This window comes from Flavobacterium rakeshii (assembly GCF_009741375.1).
Lineage (GTDB): Bacteria > Bacteroidota > Bacteroidia > Flavobacteriales > Flavobacteriaceae > Flavobacterium > Flavobacterium rakeshii.
On record NZ_WOWP01000045.1, the window covers coordinates 91,048 to 108,270 of the forward strand.

16 protein-coding genes and 1 riboswitch are annotated in these 17,223 nt (G+C 38.9%); of the genes, 5 read left to right on the forward strand and 11 right to left on the reverse strand.

Going from position 1 to position 17,223, the window contains the following annotated elements:
- Positions 1 to 52 precede the first annotated feature (52 nt).
- From cobA to GN157_RS11870, 4 genes are read left to right on the forward strand one after another with little or no spacing between them, the layout of a single operon-like run.
- A complete protein-coding gene (gene cobA, locus GN157_RS11855; protein ID WP_157483604.1) occupies positions 53 to 871 on the forward strand; it encodes a uroporphyrinogen-III C-methyltransferase in 819 nt (272 codons plus the stop codon).
- The gene (locus GN157_RS11860; RefSeq protein WP_157483605.1) at positions 861 to 2,573 is read left to right on the forward strand and encodes a diflavin oxidoreductase; all 1,713 of its coding nucleotides are present in this window, start codon (positions 861 to 863) and stop codon (positions 2,571 to 2,573) included. The genes cobA and GN157_RS11860 overlap by 11 nt, the downstream gene beginning before the upstream one ends.
- A gap of 11 nt (positions 2,574 to 2,584) precedes the next feature.
- Complete coding sequence (locus GN157_RS11865) at positions 2,585 to 4,234, forward strand: NADPH-dependent assimilatory sulfite reductase hemoprotein subunit (protein WP_157483606.1); 1,650 nt, start codon at positions 2,585 to 2,587, stop codon at positions 4,232 to 4,234.
- A gap of 2 nt (positions 4,235 to 4,236) precedes the next feature.
- Positions 4,237 to 4,824 (forward strand): precorrin-2 dehydrogenase/sirohydrochlorin ferrochelatase family protein, encoded by a 588-nt coding sequence (locus GN157_RS11870; RefSeq protein ID WP_157483607.1) that lies wholly within the window; start codon positions 4,237 to 4,239, stop codon positions 4,822 to 4,824.
- Positions 4,825 to 4,901: 77 nt separating this feature from the next.
- Here the strand turns inward: GN157_RS11870 and GN157_RS11875 are convergent, their stop codons facing one another.
- Complete coding sequence (locus GN157_RS11875; RefSeq protein ID WP_157483608.1) at positions 4,902 to 6,710, reverse strand: PI-PLC domain-containing protein; 1,809 nt, start codon at positions 6,708 to 6,710, stop codon at positions 4,902 to 4,904.
- A gap of 180 nt (positions 6,711 to 6,890) precedes the next feature.
- Between GN157_RS11875 and GN157_RS11880 the strand changes: the two genes are divergently transcribed.
- Positions 6,891 to 8,582, forward strand: a complete 1,692-nt coding sequence (locus GN157_RS11880) for a carbamoyltransferase family protein (protein ID WP_157483609.1) — start codon at positions 6,891 to 6,893, stop codon at positions 8,580 to 8,582.
- A gap of 5 nt (positions 8,583 to 8,587) precedes the next feature.
- On the opposite strand, the gene GN157_RS11885 is transcribed toward GN157_RS11880, so the two are convergent.
- The 10 genes from GN157_RS11885 to thiS all read right to left on the reverse strand — a co-directional run bounded on the left by GN157_RS11885 (position 8,588) and on the right by thiS (position 16,958).
- Entirely contained in the window at positions 8,588 to 9,322 is a 735-nt protein-coding gene (locus GN157_RS11885; protein ID WP_231749129.1) for an aspartyl/asparaginyl beta-hydroxylase domain-containing protein, read from the reverse strand.
- A 74-nt stretch (positions 9,323 to 9,396) separates the two neighbouring features.
- Positions 9,397 to 9,978 carry a PhnA domain-containing protein gene (locus tag GN157_RS11890; RefSeq protein ID WP_157483610.1) on the reverse strand — a complete coding sequence of 194 codons (582 nt, stop codon included), beginning with the start codon at positions 9,976 to 9,978 and terminating at the stop codon, positions 9,397 to 9,399.
- Between the two features lie 102 nt (positions 9,979 to 10,080).
- Positions 10,081 to 10,986, reverse strand: coding sequence for a hypothetical protein (locus GN157_RS11895; RefSeq protein ID WP_157483611.1), 906 nt, complete (start codon positions 10,984 to 10,986; stop codon positions 10,081 to 10,083).
- Positions 10,987 to 11,066: 80 nt separating this feature from the next.
- Positions 11,067 to 11,777: a HesA/MoeB/ThiF family protein gene (locus GN157_RS11900; protein WP_157483612.1), complete on the reverse strand. Its 711-nt coding sequence runs from the start codon at positions 11,775 to 11,777 to the stop codon at positions 11,067 to 11,069.
- 9 nt (positions 11,778 to 11,786) lie between these two features.
- A complete protein-coding gene (thiH, locus tag GN157_RS11905; RefSeq protein WP_157483613.1) occupies positions 11,787 to 12,905 on the reverse strand; it encodes a 2-iminoacetate synthase ThiH in 1,119 nt (372 codons plus the stop codon).
- 10 nt (positions 12,906 to 12,915) lie between these two features.
- Positions 12,916 to 13,686, reverse strand: coding sequence for a thiazole synthase (locus GN157_RS11910; protein WP_157483614.1), 771 nt, complete (start codon positions 13,684 to 13,686; stop codon positions 12,916 to 12,918).
- On the reverse strand, positions 13,674 to 14,300 hold the full coding sequence (locus GN157_RS11915) for a thiamine phosphate synthase (protein WP_157483615.1): 627 nt from the start codon (positions 14,298 to 14,300) through the stop codon (positions 13,674 to 13,676). The genes GN157_RS11910 and GN157_RS11915 overlap by 13 nt, the downstream gene beginning before the upstream one ends.
- On the reverse strand, positions 14,290 to 14,895 hold the full coding sequence (locus tag GN157_RS11920; RefSeq protein ID WP_157483616.1) for a thiamine phosphate synthase: 606 nt from the start codon (positions 14,893 to 14,895) through the stop codon (positions 14,290 to 14,292). The genes GN157_RS11915 and GN157_RS11920 overlap by 11 nt, the downstream gene beginning before the upstream one ends.
- Positions 14,896 to 14,899: 4 nt before the next feature.
- Positions 14,900 to 16,720 (reverse strand): phosphomethylpyrimidine synthase ThiC, encoded by a 1,821-nt coding sequence (gene thiC, locus GN157_RS11925; protein WP_157483617.1) that lies wholly within the window; start codon positions 16,718 to 16,720, stop codon positions 14,900 to 14,902.
- A gap of 31 nt (positions 16,721 to 16,751) precedes the next feature.
- On the reverse strand, positions 16,752 to 16,958 hold the full coding sequence (gene thiS, locus GN157_RS11930; RefSeq protein ID WP_157483618.1) for a sulfur carrier protein ThiS: 207 nt from the start codon (positions 16,956 to 16,958) through the stop codon (positions 16,752 to 16,754).
- A 71-nt stretch (positions 16,959 to 17,029) separates the two neighbouring features.
- Positions 17,030 to 17,127: riboswitch (TPP riboswitch) on the reverse strand.
- Between the last annotated feature and the right edge of the window lie 96 nt (positions 17,128 to 17,223).

The window sequence follows — 17,223 nt, forward strand, 5'->3', positions numbered from 1 at the left end:
TTTGTTTGCTGTCATATCATTCTTTTTCTCATAAACCATAATTAAATCGATTATGAACACTCAAAGTTATCAGGGCAGGGTAATACTTGCCGGAGCGGGTCCGGGCGATCCCGACCTAATTAGCGTTAAGGCTTTAAAATACCTGCAACAGGCAGATGTAGTACTAACAGACAGGCTTGTATCTCCCGAGCTTATCGAAAAAAATGCAAGGAAAGATGCACTTGTAATTTACGTTGGTAAACAGTGCTCAAAGGGTATACACACCCCACAACAGGATATTAACCAGCTTATAGTGGAGTTTGCACAAAAAGGCAAACTGGTATTGCGCCTTAAAGGCGGCGATGCTACCCTGTTCTCAAACATACTTGATGAGCTTGAAACAGTGAAGCTGCATAATATACCTTATGAAATTATCCCAGGGATTTCTGCAGCACTGGGAGCCGCAAGCTATACCGGTATTCCGTTAACGGCAAGAGGATATTCCCGCGGGGTGCGCTTTTTAACACTGTATGACCTTAGCAATGTAAAATACCAGCAATGGACCGAATGGGCCGATACCGATGATACACTTGTTTTTTACATGAGCGGACAAAAGCTACTGGAACTTACCCAAAAGCTATACTCCTTTGGCATAGACCCTGAAAAAGGTATTGCCATAGTACAACAGGCTACTACACCAAATCAAAAAACCACTATTCTATCCTTTAGTGATATAAGACATAAAAAACTACCTGAGTTTGAATATGTACCTACCCTCATAATTATAGGAAATGTAGTAAACCTACACGAGCACTATGCCTGGATAAAGGAAGGAGCTACAAGTCCATCTTATTTTGATAATCACAAAAACATATACCAAAATGCTGTCTGAAAACAAATTAACACTACTACAACAGTTGGTTGCAAATGCAACTGATACCGAGATTATATGGACAAACGGTTACCTTACAGGTTACCTTGAGGCTGTAAAGGGTACTACTACTGCCCCACCTGCTCCTGCCATAAATAATGCTGAACCTAAAGTCACATTGAAACCTACCATTTTGTATGGTACCGAAACCGGTAACTCTAAAAAGGCAGCATCGTCATTACATGCTGCATTTAAAAAGAGTAAAATACAATCCAAGTCGACCGATATAGTACAATACAGTGTATCTAAACTGGAGAAGGAAGAATTATTATTGTTTGTAATCAGTACGCAGGGAGAAGGAGAATTTCCTTTAAATGCTATTGCTTTTTATGAAGAGCTTGTTGCCTCAAACATTAAGCTCGATAATTTAAAGTATGCTGTTTTCGGGCTGGGTGATACTTCCTATCCTCTGTTTTGTAATGCTGCCGTATTACTTAATGACGCATTACAGGAAAAGGGAGCACAGAGTATTTTACCTCTTGTAAAATCTGATGTGGATTACAATGAAGAGTTTGCAAACTGGCAGCAACAACTCTTAAACTTACTTCTAAACAATAGTACTGCTATCACTGTTAGTGAAGCACCCGCAAAAACTACTGTTCCGCATAAAAAAGATTATAAAGGAACTGTTAGTCACAAGGTAATATTAAACGATCATGGCTCTAACAAGCAAACGTATCATATTGAAATAACCGGTGACGAAGACGTTATTTATGAGCCTGGTGATGCGCTGGGAATAATTCCTAAAAACAGTTATGAATCGGTTATTGAGATAATAGGATACTTTACAGATAGTCCCGACAGGAAAGTTACTTTTAAGAATAAAACCGATACCTTACTTAACTGGCTTACACAGCTCAATATTAAAGGGCTTAGTAAAAAAACACTAAACAGCATAGGTAAGCTTCTTGGAGTAAATATATCTTATGAAAAAGCCGATTTACTTGATGTGCTTATCGAGAACCCTGTACCTGTTGATATTAAAATTGAAAGTCTTTTAGAATTACTTCTACCTATAGCACCTAGACTTTACTCCATATCATCATCGGCAGAAGCGCATGAAGGTCAGGTGCACCTAACAGTAAACCTTAACCGGTTTGTAGCTAACAATAAGGTTAAAACCGGACTGGCATCTCAGTATATAACTGATATACCTAAAAAAGGAGAGATTGATTTTTACATACATCGTAACAATAACTTCAGGCTTCCTGATGCCGATACCGATATTATTATGATTGGTCCGGGTACAGGTATAGCACCTTTCAGAAGCTTTTTGGCCGAACGTGATATTACAGGTGCCGACGGCAGGAACTGGTTGTTTTTTGGTGAGCAGCATTTTACACTCGATTTCTATTATCAAACAGAAATACAGGAATGGCTTAATACCGGAGTTCTGGCTCGTTTTGATGGTGCTTTCTCCCGCGATCAGGAGCGAAAAATATATGTTCAGGACAGGATTAAGGAAAATGCCACCGAGTTTAACCAATGGTTACTGGACGGTGCCTCAATATACATTTGCGGACAAAAAACACCTATGAGTCTGGATGTGGAAAATACTATTATTGAGGTGATTGCCAATGAAAGAAACATACCTGTAGAAGAAGCAAAACAAGTACTGGAAAGTCTTGAACTGGAAGGTAAATATCAAAAAGACGTTTATTAAAATCTGAAAAAATGAGCAATAAAAAACTATCGCCTACCGAAGGCATTAAAATAAATAGTGACGGATTAAGGGGAACCCTTAAACAAAGTTTAAAAGACGGGCATACCGGTAATGTAAGACCTGACGATGAGATACTGGTAAAGTTTCATGGTATGTACGTTCAGGATGATCGTGACCGCCGAGCCGAAAGAGCCGAAAAAAAACTGGATAAGTTGTATTCGTTCATGATACGTCTTCGTATACCGGGAGGTATAATCAATGCACAGCAATGGCAGTCGTTACACGATATATCTGAACAATATGGTACCGGTACTCTAAAAATTACCACAAGGCAAACCGTACAGTTACACGGTCTTTTAAAACATCAAATAAGACCTACCATACAGGCTTTTAATACCGCTGCGCTCGATTCTATCGCTGCCTGTGGTGATGTAAACCGTAACGTAACAGTAAGTGCTCACCCACAGTTTTCTCCTATCCATCAGCAGGTATATGAGTATGCCGATAAAATATCTACACTCCTGTTACCTAAAACACAGTCGTACTATGAAGTGTTTGTAGATGGTGAGAAAATATACGATCGCTCATCTGAAGCCGACCCGTTGTATGAAGACCGTTACCTACCCCGTAAATTTAAAATAGGGATAGCTATTCCGCCATCAAATGATGTGGATGTTTTTACTAATGATATTGGTCTTATTGCCGTTATTGAAAATGATGAGCTTAAAGGATTTAATATCGCCGTAGGTGGCGGACTTTCAACCACACACGGTAACCCTGATACTTATTCAAGGCTGGCAACGGTAATAGGTTTTACCGATACCGAAGAAAAAACACTTAAAGCCGTATATGAAGTGCTTACCATACAAAGGGATTACGGTAACCGCAGTGACCGTAAACTGGCTCGTTTAAAATATACGGTAGATCGTATGACTGTACAGGGCTTTAAGGAAGAACTGGAAAAACGTATTGGTTTCAAATTACTGGAAGAGCGACCTTATACTTTTACCGAGCGTAATGACCGTTACGGCTGGGAACAAAACAGTGCAGGCAAATGGTATTACAACCTGTTTATTGAAAATGGTGTGGTACAGCCACATCAAAAAGAGTTTCTGCATAAGGTTTCAAAACTGGAAATCAGCAATTTTATATTCACCACTAACCAAAACCTTATTATTGGGGAAGTTAAAAGCGAAAACAAACAAACCATACAGGCACTGATTGATGAATATGCTATTGAAACCAATCAAAGCGGAATACGAAAAAGCTCTATGGCTTGTGTGGCTTTACCTACATGTCCGCTTGCACTGGCCGAGGCACAACGTTACCTGCCTGAACTGGTTACCAAAATTGAGCCTTTACTTGCAAAACACGGAATAAGCGAAGAGGAAATATCAATAAGGATGACGGGATGTCCTAATGGCTGTGGACGATCGTATGTTGCCGAACTGGGCTTTGTAGGTACAGGTCCCGGTCAGTATAACTTTATGCTTGGTGGTGATCGTTATGGATTACGCCTTAACAAAATATACAAAGAGAAATTAAACGAACAGCAAATACTTGAGGAAACAGATAACCTGTTACTACAGTATGTTAACGAACGTACTAACGGAGAGCTTTTTGGAGATTTTACCTATCGTAAGTTTTTTAGCAATAATTAATTATGAGCAATACACTTTTCCCCATATTTCTTAAAACAGAAACCGCCCGCTTTTTAGTGGTAGGCGGTGGTAATGTAGGTCTTGAAAAAGTAGAGACATTACTGCGCCAAAACTCCCAAATACATATTAATCTGGTAGCAATTGAGGTTCTTCCTCAATTGTGCCTTATTATTAATAATCACACAAATATCAACCTATATGAGAAACCTTATGAGGAAACCGATCTCAACACGGCTGATTATGTAATTGCAGCGACAAACAATCGTGATGTTAACCGCCTTATAAAACAACAGGCTAACTCACGAAACATATTGGTAAACGCCGCCGATCAGCCGGAACTGTGCGATTTTTATCTGGGTTCAATAGTTAATAAGGGTGATTTGAAAATAGCCGTTTCAACAAACGGTAAATCTCCCGTATTAGCAAGGCGTATAAGGGAATATTTGGAACAGGAAATCCCCGATGATATAAATGTAATTATTGAGCGTCTTAATGAAATAAGGAAACATTTTAAAGGAAACTTTGCTGCCAAAGTAAAAGAACTGAATGCAATTACAGCGTCTTTCACAAAAAGCATACATGAAAAATAAATATTGATTTTTTTTGAAACAAAAAACACTCCGTTTCAATAAGAAACGAAGTGTTTTTTATTTATCTGTAGTATTTATTATACTGCTTCTTCTGCCACAGCCTTCATAATATTGTTATATGCTTTGCACAATAACGTTGATATAAAAGTAGGTCGTGCGTATTCAAAATAGTCAAGATACAGCAGGTTTGCAAAGTAACCATAACTATTAGGGTTTACATAAGTCATTACCTGCCCCAGGTTTCTGTTAGCTTCCTTGGCATAATTCCATACACCGGTAACCGGAGTAAGTGTCCATGATAATAAGAACAAGTCACAAGGTACATCAGAGAACGTTTGGCACTCCCACGATCCGTTTTTCTGTTGGCTACAACATTTACCGTTAAAGGCACTCAGTTTTTTTAACTGATCGTTTTTCATATTCTCATAACTTGTTGTGCTAGAGTAAATATCAAAAACAGTTAAGTCTCCCTGAGATGCTGTAGACGATTGCCAATCCCTGTATACCCAAAATCCGCTTTCAGGATAAGATACTGCCCAACTGTCATCAACAACAACCAATATTTTTCCTCCTCCCGAAAGATAACTCCCCATTGTAACATCGGCTAATCGGGTTCCCTCAGGTTTATCTGTATACAGCCATTGCCCTATTGTATTTTTAATCATGGTTTTAAACTTATCATAAACACCCTGATTAAAACCATCAAAATGAGAGAATTTTAAAATACTTAGTTCTTTATGCCCTTCCTGGTAAAAACGCTTCACATCATTAAGTACCTCCTGTAACGACGGACCTGTAATAGGACCATGATAAATGTTCAGGTTTTTATCCGGACGCAAATCAAAATATCTCGCCCCCGAACTTAACTGACCATATAGGCTTAAATCCTGCGTTTTTGCTACAATACTTAAACCGCTGGTATACATACCCGCATCATGCGTTGCAGGTAATACCATTTTCTTTAATGGCAGGTTTTGTATACCCGGTAACATAGCACTCATAAAGTTTGCCGTATCCATTAAAGCAGATGTAGAGAACCATAATTTGTAAAGGCTGCCCTGATGTACCTGTATAGCTATATTTCCGCTGGAAGAAATACCCGCTTTAGGACTTGAGCCCGAATCATAGTTAAACGATTCACTCCAGTTAATGGTATCACCCGACACTTCTCCGCTTAGCTGCCATAATCCCGTTAAACCCTGTGATTCGTGAACCTCAATTACCTTACCGTCTTCTGTAATAGCTACAGAAGGGTTAATCCCATCCTGATACTCACGGCTTGGTCCCCAGTTAATAGTATTACCTGAAATATGTCCTACCCTGTAATACAGCTTATCATAAGACTGTGATTTATGGGTTTCAACGACCAGTCCGGAATTTGTAATACTTACTGATGGCTGTACACCACTATCATATTTATGGCTGCCTCCCCATTTAATTGTGTTGTTGCTCTGAATTTGCCCTACATGATAATACAGTTCGTTATAAGCTTGTGATTTATGTACCTCCACTACCACGCCATTATCATTAATAGCTACACATGGTTGCAGTCCACTATCATATTTCTCATCATTCCCCCAACTAATGTTTGTACCATCTACATGTCCTACTTTATAGTACATAGAGCTGGTTAAAATATTACTGGTTTCATGCACTTCAACCACAATATTTTTATTGTTCATGGCAACATTAGGATGATTTCCGTTACTATACTTAACGCTGCCGCCCCACTCTACTGTTGCTCCCTTAACTTTACCTACATGATACCACATGTCTGATGCTACTTCAGAATTGTGAACCTCTACTACTGTAGTCTCGTTAATGTCTGCACAGCAATTGCGACCACCATCATAATCGCGGGCCAACCCAAATTGAATTGTTTTCATACGTTCAAATTTTTTAAAATGTTTAGTAATTTTTTAGTTATCTAAATTTCTTAAAAAAATGAACTGTCGGTTAGGTAGGAAACACCTGTTTTTACTTTTCAGGTACTTATACCTGCAAAAAAAACTTACGTTTCGGGTATATTTACAACCGGATAATACCCCATTAATACACACTTAATAATGAATACACCTGTTTATGTTTTAGGTACCGGGCTTTCACACAACGGATCGGCAGTTTTATTAAAAGACGGACATATTTGTGTCGCTATTGAAAAGGAAAGACTAACCCGCATAAAACATGATGGTGGTAATGATACAGAGGCTATTCAATACTGTCTGGATGCCGAAGGTATAACACTAAAAGATGTTACGCTTGTAGTACAATGTGCCAACTTTGAAATTCCTAAAAGAGACCGTTATAAAGGAAAAAGAGTATTTTCCGAAACCGATAAACCCAAAATCGTAAATATATCCCATCATTTAGCACACGCCTACAGCACTGTGGGTACTTCTCCTTTTGATGAATGTGCTGTAATGGTTATTGATGGCTGTGGCAGTCCTTTAGAACAGTTCCTAAAACTACACCCTGAACAGCAAAAACATGTTCCTGAAGAAATGCTTAATCCAATGGAAATGTTTTGTGAAAAGGATAGCTTTTATCATTATAACGGTACTGAACTTATCCCGTTGGTAAAAGATTTCAGTTCTATGTCTAAATTACAGGAAACTGCTTTTACACTGCCTTCAACACAACACTCTATAGGCGGATTTTATTCTACTATTAGTAAGTATGTTTTTGGCGATATGGACGATGTAGGTAAACTAATGGGATTAGCCCCTTTTGGAGAAAGCGGAATTTTTGATTTTGAGGCTTTTGAATTTGAAAGTGGGAGATTATTTGTAAAAAACGACTGGAAAAACAGGTTTAACAATCCGTCACAGGGATACGAGTATTTTAAACAGCATTTTAACTACTATGCCAATGTTGCACTATGGGCACAACAACAGGTAGAAAAAGCAGTGATACAATGTATTACAAACAGGCTAGAAAAGTTTCCTCATAAAAACCTGTGTTATAGTGGCGGTGTGGCTCTTAATGCTGTAGCCAACGCTAAACTGGAAGATAGTGGTATTACCGAAAATATTTATTATGAACCCGCTGCTGCCGATAACGGACTCGCATTGGGTTGTGCTTTTTATGGTTGGCTTGAACACCTTAAAATGCCTAAACAAAAACACAACGGCAGTACCTGTTTTGGTAAACAGTATACTGATACTGAAATAGAATCGGCTTTAAAAGATTACTCTCAGTATACTTTTAAAAAGTTTAGTACCAACAATGAAATGGTTCGCTATGTGGCTGATAAACTTAATGAAGGTAAAACCGTAGGCTGGTTTCAGTCGGGTTCAGAGTTTGGACCGCGTTCACTGGGAAGGCGAAGTATACTTGCGCATCCGGGTATAAACGGTATGAAAGATCACATTAACAGGAATATAAAGTTTAGGGAGGATTTTCGTCCCTTTGCCCCTGCTGTACTTAAAGAACATATTAATAAGTATTTCTCCAAAGGACGTTACAGCCCTTATATGATTTTGGTTGACCAAACCAAACCGGAATATATGGAACAACTAAAAAACGTTACTCATAAAAATGGTTCGGCAAGGGTACAGACTGTAGAAGAAAGTTGGAATCCGGTATTTGCAGAATTGCTCGAAGAGTTCTACAAACAAAGCGGAATTGCGGTACTATTAAATACCAGCCTAAATAAAAAAGGTATGCCAATAGTAGAAACGCCACAGGAAGCTCTTAACCTATTTGATATTACTGCACTTGACTTTTTGGTGCTGCAAAATTATGTAATAGAAAAATAGCTTTGTTATTGCTCCAGTTCTTTAATAAGCTGTAATGCTGCCGGATTATCCATTCTTTTCAGTTCGGCTATCATAAGCTGTTTCTGTTCGTCGCTAATAACAGGTTTCGGCTTATCAAAGTTTTCTTTTGGAGCTTCTTTATAAAACATTTCATCGGTCCAATCGTTTTGAAGTCCGTCAATAACTAAATGTACTCGGTTTACAGTTCCTCTATTCGCTACAGAATGGGTAAAATTAGCATTGATATACCAGCATTCACCTTCTTTCATTTCAAGTCTGTTTCCATCTAAAATAAACTCAACCTCACTATTGGTAACAATAGGGATATGCAGCCTGAAACTACCGTCTTCATACCCAAGGTCGTTATCGGTATGTGGTTTTACTTCAGCTCCAGCTTCAAGCTGTAAAAGTCGTACAGCGGTTTTCTCAAACGGAAAACCATCTAAAACCTCTTTAAAATAATCACATATTTCAAGAGCATCAGTAGCTATAAGTTTACCATCATCTGACGGTACAGCATAAATAGAATCTGATTTTCCGTTTTGTGACATCAGTGCAACCGATGTCCAGTTTCCCGAATAATTACCTGTATTATAATGGGCTGTCCATTTCTTAGATAAAACCCTATCAAGATCTTCCTTTAAGCGATGAACATCAAAAGTAAGAGGGAATTTTATATGGCGTACCAGTTTATCCATGGTAAGTAAGGTTAGGTTGGTTATCACTGCTAAGATAATCAAATTATACCTGTTTTATGTTTATACCATCCTCTTAAAAACAAAAAAGAGCCGGATTAACCGACTCTTTTAATGTGTTATTGTTTTTTTACATATTTGGTAAGTATCACAATCATTTGTCCTTCTACCTTTCCTTCAATCTGTTCATGATTATCGTGTACAAGTCTAATGTTTCTAACCGCTGTACCAATCTTAGCATTTAAGGATGATCCTTTCACGTCAAGATCCTTAATAAGGGTTACAGTATCTCCATTTTGCAGAATGTTTCCATTACTGTCTTTATGAAGTTGGGCATTAACATCACTTAAATGATCTCCGGTTTCTTTAGCCCATTCAAGGTTATCATCTTCCAGGTAAATCATATCCAGAGCATCAGCAGCCCAGCTTTCATTCCTAAAGCGGTTAAGTATTCTCCACGACATTACCTGTACAGCGGGTACTTCGCTCCACATTGAAGTAGGAAGTATGTTTTCCCAAAAAGAACCATCCGGTTCTTCCCTTCTTTCAATCTGGTCAACGCATTTTTGTGTAACTAAAATCGTATTGTCAATTCCTTTTTTATGTATAGACTGAACCTCATACGTTACAAGGTCGTTTGTAGCACCACTTAATTCACATTGATTACCACTTCGTTGCTGAAGCTGTTCTTCTATTTTCATTATTCTTATTATTTAGGACTGCAAAAATAGAAATTCCAAACGATTTTGAGGTTTTTGAAAGATTAATTATTAAAAATTTAAAATTTGTTATGAATCCCTAAACTACTTTTTTGAAAAACGAATTCGGTTACCAAAGGTGTAAGTAGCTGTTAATGAAGGTCCATTGTAACCCCATTTAAAAAATCCGTTAAGTCGTTCTTTTTCTACATCAACACGTATGTTTAGCCCCGTATATCCGGCTGTAAGGCTAAAATTACGGTATACATTGTAGAGTACCGAAAGATTATAGCTTATTATACGCCCCCTGATGTTATCAACTTTTAGTGCCAGATAATTAATGTTAGTGTACAGTCCGAACTTTGGAGAAAGTACAAATTCTCCCCACGCACCAATATCAGGCAACGGAGCCGTGAAACTGAAATCATCTTCAACTCCTACCGAACCTATATTGGTATCCAACTGAAGTCCCATATCGCCAAGTACAACGTGGGCACCAATAAGTAGTCCTGCTTCATATTTAGGTTTGCTTAAAATAGCATAACTGTATGCCAAACGGGCAATATTAGTATCAAAATAAGCCGTAACGGCAGCATCAATAGGATACGTATTATCACCAAACTCTATTTCCCTATCCAAAACATAGGAAGACTCTCTCCTTAAATAAAAGTATTCCAGTACCAGTCTTGACCTTCGGGATATACGCCATTGAAAATCTGCCATAAATGAAGCGCTTGTTTTGGTAAACCCCAAATCGTCCTCAAGATCTATGGTAGTCCCTAAATTTCCGTTATTATTACCAACTCTTACCTGAGTATTATTCAACGGAAAAAAGACACCTAAATTAAGCCTGAAACGGCGCGCATACCAAGCCGGTAAATCATCCTGATAAAACTGAGGGAGTTCCTCCTCTGTTTGTACTGCTATAGTGTCAAGGTAAATTTCACTGTCAACCTGCGCTGATAAAGAAAACCAAACACAGCACATAAAAAATAATAAGGCTCTTTTCATTTTGACAATCGTGTTGGTTAGTACTATTAAAGTTACATAAAAAACAGTAAACCAACACTTTAAAAACAAAAAAGAAACCCTTAAAAGGTAAGCTTAGTAAAATTCCAGTGTAATGTATTAAATAATACCAATTCGTTATTAAGAGTAGGCAATCCTGCAATTACCTTAATGGTTTCATGTCCCATCATAGTACCTATTATTCCGGGTAGCGTACCTATAACACCATTTAAACTGCAATTTGGCACATCTTCCGGATTAGGAGGTTCGGGGAAAATATCCCTTAGGTTTTTACTACCATTATGGTTGAATAAAGCCAGTTGTCCCTCGTTTTTAAAAATACTGCCATATACCAATGGTTTGCCCATTTTAACACAGGTATCATTAACTATATAACGGGTAGTAAAATTATCACATCCGTCAACAATCACATCAAAATCGGTTAACAAGCTTTCACAGTTCTCGGCTGTGAGTTTTTCATTGTAAGTAATCAGGTTTGTAGCGGGATTTAACTGCTGTAAAACAGCTTTAGCAGTTTCTGATTTATAACTCCCTACATGAGTTTCATTATACAAAACCTGCCTGTGCAGGTTATGTAACTCTACCCTGTCAAAATCAACAATACCAAGAGTTCCTACACCTGCCGCACTCAAATACTGTAGTACCGGGCACCCCAGTCCGCCTGCACCAATAACCAGTACTTTGGCATTAAGCAATTTTTCCTGACCAGCCTCCCCTATTTCAGGCAACTGCATTTGCCTGCCGTAACGTAAAATATTTTGTATTGATATCATTATTCTATTTTAAACAGATGTGTAAGCCCTGTCCCAGTCCTTCCAAACAGGCTCATAACCTGCTGATTTTATTATGGATGCAATTTGTGCCGGAGTACGCTCATCACTGGTTTCAAACTGCTCTAGCGATTGCTGGTCTACCACATACCCTCCCGGATTGGTTTTAGAACCCGCACTCATACTCGTAGCGCCAAGAGCAATTATATTATCCCTAAACTTTTCATTCTCCCTTGTTGAGACTGATATTTCAAGGTCTTCGTTCCAAAGCCTGTAAGCACAAATAAGTTGAACCATGTCCCTATCGTCCATAATGAAATTAGGCTCTATAATACCTTCGGCAGGACGAAGCCTCGGGAAAGAAACCGAATACTTACTTTGCCAATACTTTTTTTGAAGATAATCCAAATGTAATGCCGTGAAAAAACTGTCTATACGCCAGTCTTCCAGCCCCAGTAATACTCCAAGTCCTATTTTATGAATCCCTGCCGTACCAACTCTGTCGGGCGTTTCCAGCCTGAAATCAAAATTTGATTTCTTTCCCTTAGGATGGTATTGTTTATATACCTCCTTATGGTAGGTTTCCTGATATACCAGTACCGTATGTACTCCACTTTCATGCAGGGCTTTATACTCCTCTGTACTCAATGGCTGTACCTCAACCGAGATATTAGCAAACTCATTTTTAAGTAGCTTTACGGCGTTTAAAAAATAGTTTATGTTTACGGTATAATTAGCCTCTCCCGTTACCAGTAATACATGCTCAAATCCCTGTTTTTTCAAGGCTTCAGCTTCAATCAATATTTCTTTGTCAGTAAGGGTTTTCCTTTTTAGCCTGTTGTCAAAACTAAACCCACAGTAAGTACATATATTCTGGCATTCGTTACTCAGGTACATAGGGGCATACATCTGTATGGTTTTCCCGAAACGCTTTTGGGTTAACTGCCTGCTTAACTGTGCCATTTGCTCCAGATACGGAGTGGCAGCCGGAGAAATCATAACCAGAAAGTCGTTTATATCCTTTCTTGGTTTTGCCAATACCCTTTCCACATCACTTGCCTTAACCTGATTTAGCCTACTGCTTATAGTATTCCAATCGTAGCTTACAAATACTTCCTTAAATGTTGTCATCAGTACTATTTTATTCGTATAAAAATGAGGTAAGCGGACTCGATGCCTGTGCATTTTGTAAAGTGCCTGCCAGTTGGGCTTCATAAGCTTTTCTTCCGGCAATTACAGCCTCCTTAAAAGCCTCGGCCATCAGTTTCGGGTTTCCTGCTACAGCTATAGCTGTATTTACCAAAACGGCATCGGCACCCATTTCCATTGCCTGTGCAGCGTGTGACGGCGCACCTATACCGGCATCTACAATAACAGGCACATTACTTTGTTCCAGTATTATTTCAAGAAAATCGAGTGTTTTTAAACCTTTATTCGTACCAATAGGTGCACCTAAAGGCATTACTGCCGATGTTCCGGCATCTTCAAGACGTTTACACAAAACCGGATCAGCATGAATGTAAGGAAGTATCACAAACCCTAGTTTGGCGAGCTCTTCGGTAGCTTTTAGAGTCTCAATAGGATCGGGTAATAAATATTTAGGATCCGGATGTATTTCCAGTTTCAGCCAGTTGGTTTCGAGTGCTTCCCTTGCCAGTTGAGCAGCAAATACAGCTTCTTTAGCATTTCTGGCACCCGATGTATTAGGCAGTAAATTAATCCTATCATGGTTTAGGCAGGACAGCAAAGCATCTGTGTCGGTTTCCCTGTCAATACGTTTTAACGCAACAGTTACCAGTTCACTGCCTGATGCCAGTACAGCTTCTTCCATCTGAACATTGGAACCAAATTTTCCTGTTCCTAAAAACAGTCTTGACGTAAAGGTTTTATCTGCTATGGTTAGTGGCTGCATAGTGTGTATAGTTGATTTAATAGTTGTTTTTTATTTTCATGTTGGGTAATATACCCTGATAGGGCTACCCCATAAATTCCGGTATCGAGTATGGGTTGAATGTCTTCCTGCTGTATTCCGCCAATGGCAAAAACCGGAATGTTTATCTCCATTTCCTGTAGTTGGGTCATTATAGTATTATAGCCTGACAGCCCTAGTACCGGACTCAGTTTCTCCTTGGTTTGGGTAAAACGAAACGGTCCTAACCCCACATAATTGCACTGTTCTCTATGTCTTTGTAAAACATCTTCCAGCGTATTTGCTGTACCGCCTATTATCTTATCACTTCCTACAATTGCTCTTGCCTGTTCAATTGGCATGTCGGTTAAGCCTAAATGCACTCCGTCAGCACCTGTTTCAACTACCAGTTCAGGGTAATCATTTATAATAAAAGTACAGTTGTAGCTTTCGGTAAGTTTTTTGGTAGCAATAGCAATCTCACGCATTTCGGGCTGTGTACCGTTTTTATAACGTAATTGCAACCAGGTACAACCCGCATCAAGCACCTGCTGTATATTATTAAGTTGTTCGGTTACCGAGTTTCCCTGAGATATATACTGAATTTTATCGTACATAATCATTACTTATTTTTAAACATTTTCTAAACTCCTCCATTGGGTTTTCTGCCTGCCAGAAACCACCCAGCAATGCAAAATCATCAAACCCCATAGTAAGCAGCGAATCGCAGTTATTAGCCGTAATACCGCCCAATGCAACCAATTTGGTATTAAAAGCAGTACGTTGTTTTAGTATTTCTCCCAAATCATTTTTAGGGTTATGTCCCGGCTTGGATATACTATTATACACCGGACTGAAAAAAGCATAATCAAATCGTGACGATAATTGATTAAAATCAGTCATGGTATGTACCGATGCCGAAATGATATATTCGGCATCGGTTTTTATTTCTTTCAAAATACTATCAAAACTTTCCCTGTTCCTTTCTGTGAAATGCAGCCTGTTTATATTGTAATCTGACGCGATTTCATAGTTATGGTGCAACACCAGTTTGGAACGGTATTTACTGTCTACACTTTCAATAAGCCTTCTTAATTTAGAAGTATATATTTCGGGCTTCCTGAGGTGCAAAAGCGGTAATCCCTCTTCAAACAGGTTATTAATGGTTTCGGCCTCATTGGCTATACTATGTGGAGGTGTGATTATAATCATGGTTTTACAGATAGATTTCCTTGCCTGTTTCCACAAACTCGTCTGACTTCTCTTTCATCCCTTTTTCGGCTACTTCTCTTATCTCCTGAGATATTTTCATGGAGCAGAATTTAGGTCCGCACATAGAGCAAAAGTGTGCCACCTTAGCACCATCTGCAGGCAGAGTTTCATCGTGAAACTCACGTGCAGTATCAGGGTCAAGCGCTAAGTTGAACTGATCTTCCCATCTAAATTCAAAACGAGCCTTACTCAAGGCATTATCCCTGTACTGTGCCCCAGGATGTCCTTTTGCCAAATCGGCAGCATGGGCAGCAATTTTATAAGTGATTACACCGTCCTTAACATCTTTTTTATTAGGCAATCCCAAGTGTTCTTTTGGTGTAACATAACACAGCATAGCAGTACCGTACCATCCTATCATGGCAGCACCAATGGCAGATGTAATATGATCATACCCCGGAGCAATATCGGTAGTTAATGGTCCAAGTGTGTAAAACGGAGCCTCACCACAATGCGCAAGTTGTTTATCCATATTCTCTTTAATCATGTGCATTGGTACGTGTCCCGGTCCTTCTATAAATACCTGAACATCGTGCTTCCATGCTATTTTGGTAAGCTCACCTAATGTTTCCAGTTCGGCAAACTGGGCTGCATCGTTAGCATCAGCTATAGATCCCGGTCGTAATCCGTCTCCCAGTGAAAAAGCCACATCATAAGCTTTCATAATCTCACATATTTCTTCAAAATGGGTATACAGGAAATTTTCCTTGTGATGGAACAAACACCACTTAGCCATAATAGAACCTCCCCTCGATACTATACCTGTAACACGACTGGCTGTTAAATGAATGTAACGTAAAAGCACCCCGGCATGAATGGTAAAGTAAGATACCCCCTGTTCTGCCTGCTCGATAAGGGTATCCCTGAAAATTTCCCAAGTAAGGTCTTCAGCTTTTCCTTTTACTTTCTCTAATGCCTGATAAATAGGCACCGTACCGATAGGTACCGGAGAATTACGTATAATCCATTCTCTGGTTTCATGGATATTCTTTCCGGTAGAAAGATCCATTATAGTATCAGCTCCCCAACGGCAGGCCCATACGGCTTTTTCTACCTCTTCTTCAATGCTCGATGTAACAGCACTGTTACCAATATTAGCATTAATTTTTACAAGAAAGTTACGCCCTATAATCATAGGCTCACTTTCAGGGTGGTTTATATTATTTGGAATTACGGCACGTCCGGCAGCTACTTCACTACGAACAAACTCGGGGGTTATTTTATTTTTTGGGGTATTAGCACCAAAGCTGTTACCCGGGTGCTGCTGGCACAGATTATTGTTTTCCTTTTCAAAAGCTTCAAGTTTTTGATTTTCCCTAATGGCAATGTACTCCATCTCTGGTGTTATTATCCCTTTTTTGGCATAATACAGCTGAGAAACATTGGTTCCCTGTTTTGCTTTTAATGGTTTATGCAGGTACTCAAAACGCAGGTGATCCAAACCTGAATCATTAAGGCGTTCTTTACCATAATTTGAAGAGATTTCGGTAAGTTCCTCCACATCTCCCCTTTCCATTATCCACTGCTCTCTTATTCGGGGCAGTCCTTTCCTTACATCAATCTCAACATTTTCATCAGTATAAGGCCCTGATGTATCGTAAACCGTAACCGGAGGATTTTTTTCCAAACCACCATTCGCCATTCTGGTATCGTTAAGGGTAATTTCCCTCATGGCTACTTTTATAGGGTGGATTTGCCCGTCTACATATATTTTTTTTGAATTGGGAAACGGGGTTCTTGATATTTGATGCTCTTTGTTTTCCATAATGATAGTTTTAAGAATTGGGTATAAAAAATTAGCCGCCCTGAGTGGCAGAAATGATTAAGATTTGATGTGAAGGTTGTAACAGAAAAGAATCCCAGTTGGTTTTTGGGATAACGGTATTGTTTATGGCAACAGCAATACCTTTTTGCTTTTGGGGCGACTCAATATCAAGCAATGCCTGAATAGTAAGCGTTTCCTGCGCAAATTGTTTTTTTTGATTGTTAATGAGTAATTCCATTCGCTCACAGTATATTAGGTTAAATAATATACTTTAGGAATGGCTGCAAAAAGTGCATAACGGCACTATTAAGAAGTCATCTTACTTTTCCCTACGCCAGTATGAACTGTATCAGGTTCAGAGGGTAAAATCTCAGCCTGCAATAGTGCAGACACCCCTAAAGTAGATTACAAATCTATAGTTTTTTTATTAAAACCTGCAGTTAGCCCTGTTAAAAAAATAAAGCCTCCCTAAACGGGAGGCTTTATTTTGACTAATAGTATTT

What these genes read in the sequence shown, in the direction of transcription:
- cobA (WP_157483604.1), top strand. Translation starts at nt 53, where the DNA reads ATGAACACTCAAAGTTATCAGGGCAGGGTAATACTTGCCGGAGCGGGT.
- GN157_RS11860 (WP_157483605.1), top strand. Translation starts at nt 861, where the DNA reads ATGCTGTCTGAAAACAAATTAACACTACTACAACAGTTGGTTGCAAAT.
- GN157_RS11865 (WP_157483606.1), top strand. Translation starts at nt 2,585, where the DNA reads ATGAGCAATAAAAAACTATCGCCTACCGAAGGCATTAAAATAAATAGT.
- GN157_RS11870 (WP_157483607.1), top strand. Translation starts at nt 4,237, where the DNA reads ATGAGCAATACACTTTTCCCCATATTTCTTAAAACAGAAACCGCCCGC.
- GN157_RS11875 (WP_157483608.1), bottom strand. Translation starts at nt 6,710, where the DNA reads ATGAAAACAATTCAATTTGGGTTGGCCCGCGATTATGATGGTGGTCGC.
- GN157_RS11880 (WP_157483609.1), top strand. Translation starts at nt 6,891, where the DNA reads ATGAATACACCTGTTTATGTTTTAGGTACCGGGCTTTCACACAACGGA.
- GN157_RS11890 (WP_157483610.1), bottom strand. Translation starts at nt 9,978, where the DNA reads ATGAAAATAGAAGAACAGCTTCAGCAACGAAGTGGTAATCAATGTGAA.
- GN157_RS11895 (WP_157483611.1), bottom strand. Translation starts at nt 10,986, where the DNA reads ATGAAAAGAGCCTTATTATTTTTTATGTGCTGTGTTTGGTTTTCTTTA.
- GN157_RS11900 (WP_157483612.1), bottom strand. Translation starts at nt 11,777, where the DNA reads ATGATATCAATACAAAATATTTTACGTTACGGCAGGCAAATGCAGTTG.
- thiH (WP_157483613.1), bottom strand. Translation starts at nt 12,905, where the DNA reads ATGACAACATTTAAGGAAGTATTTGTAAGCTACGATTGGAATACTATA.
- GN157_RS11910 (WP_157483614.1), bottom strand. Translation starts at nt 13,686, where the DNA reads ATGCAGCCACTAACCATAGCAGATAAAACCTTTACGTCAAGACTGTTT.
- GN157_RS11915 (WP_157483615.1), bottom strand. Translation starts at nt 14,300, where the DNA reads ATGTACGATAAAATTCAGTATATATCTCAGGGAAACTCGGTAACCGAA.
- GN157_RS11920 (WP_157483616.1), bottom strand. Translation starts at nt 14,895, where the DNA reads ATGATTATAATCACACCTCCACATAGTATAGCCAATGAGGCCGAAACC.
- thiC (WP_157483617.1), bottom strand. Translation starts at nt 16,720, where the DNA reads ATGGAAAACAAAGAGCATCAAATATCAAGAACCCCGTTTCCCAATTCA.
- thiS (WP_157483618.1), bottom strand. Translation starts at nt 16,958, where the DNA reads ATGGAATTACTCATTAACAATCAAAAAAAACAATTTGCGCAGGAAACG.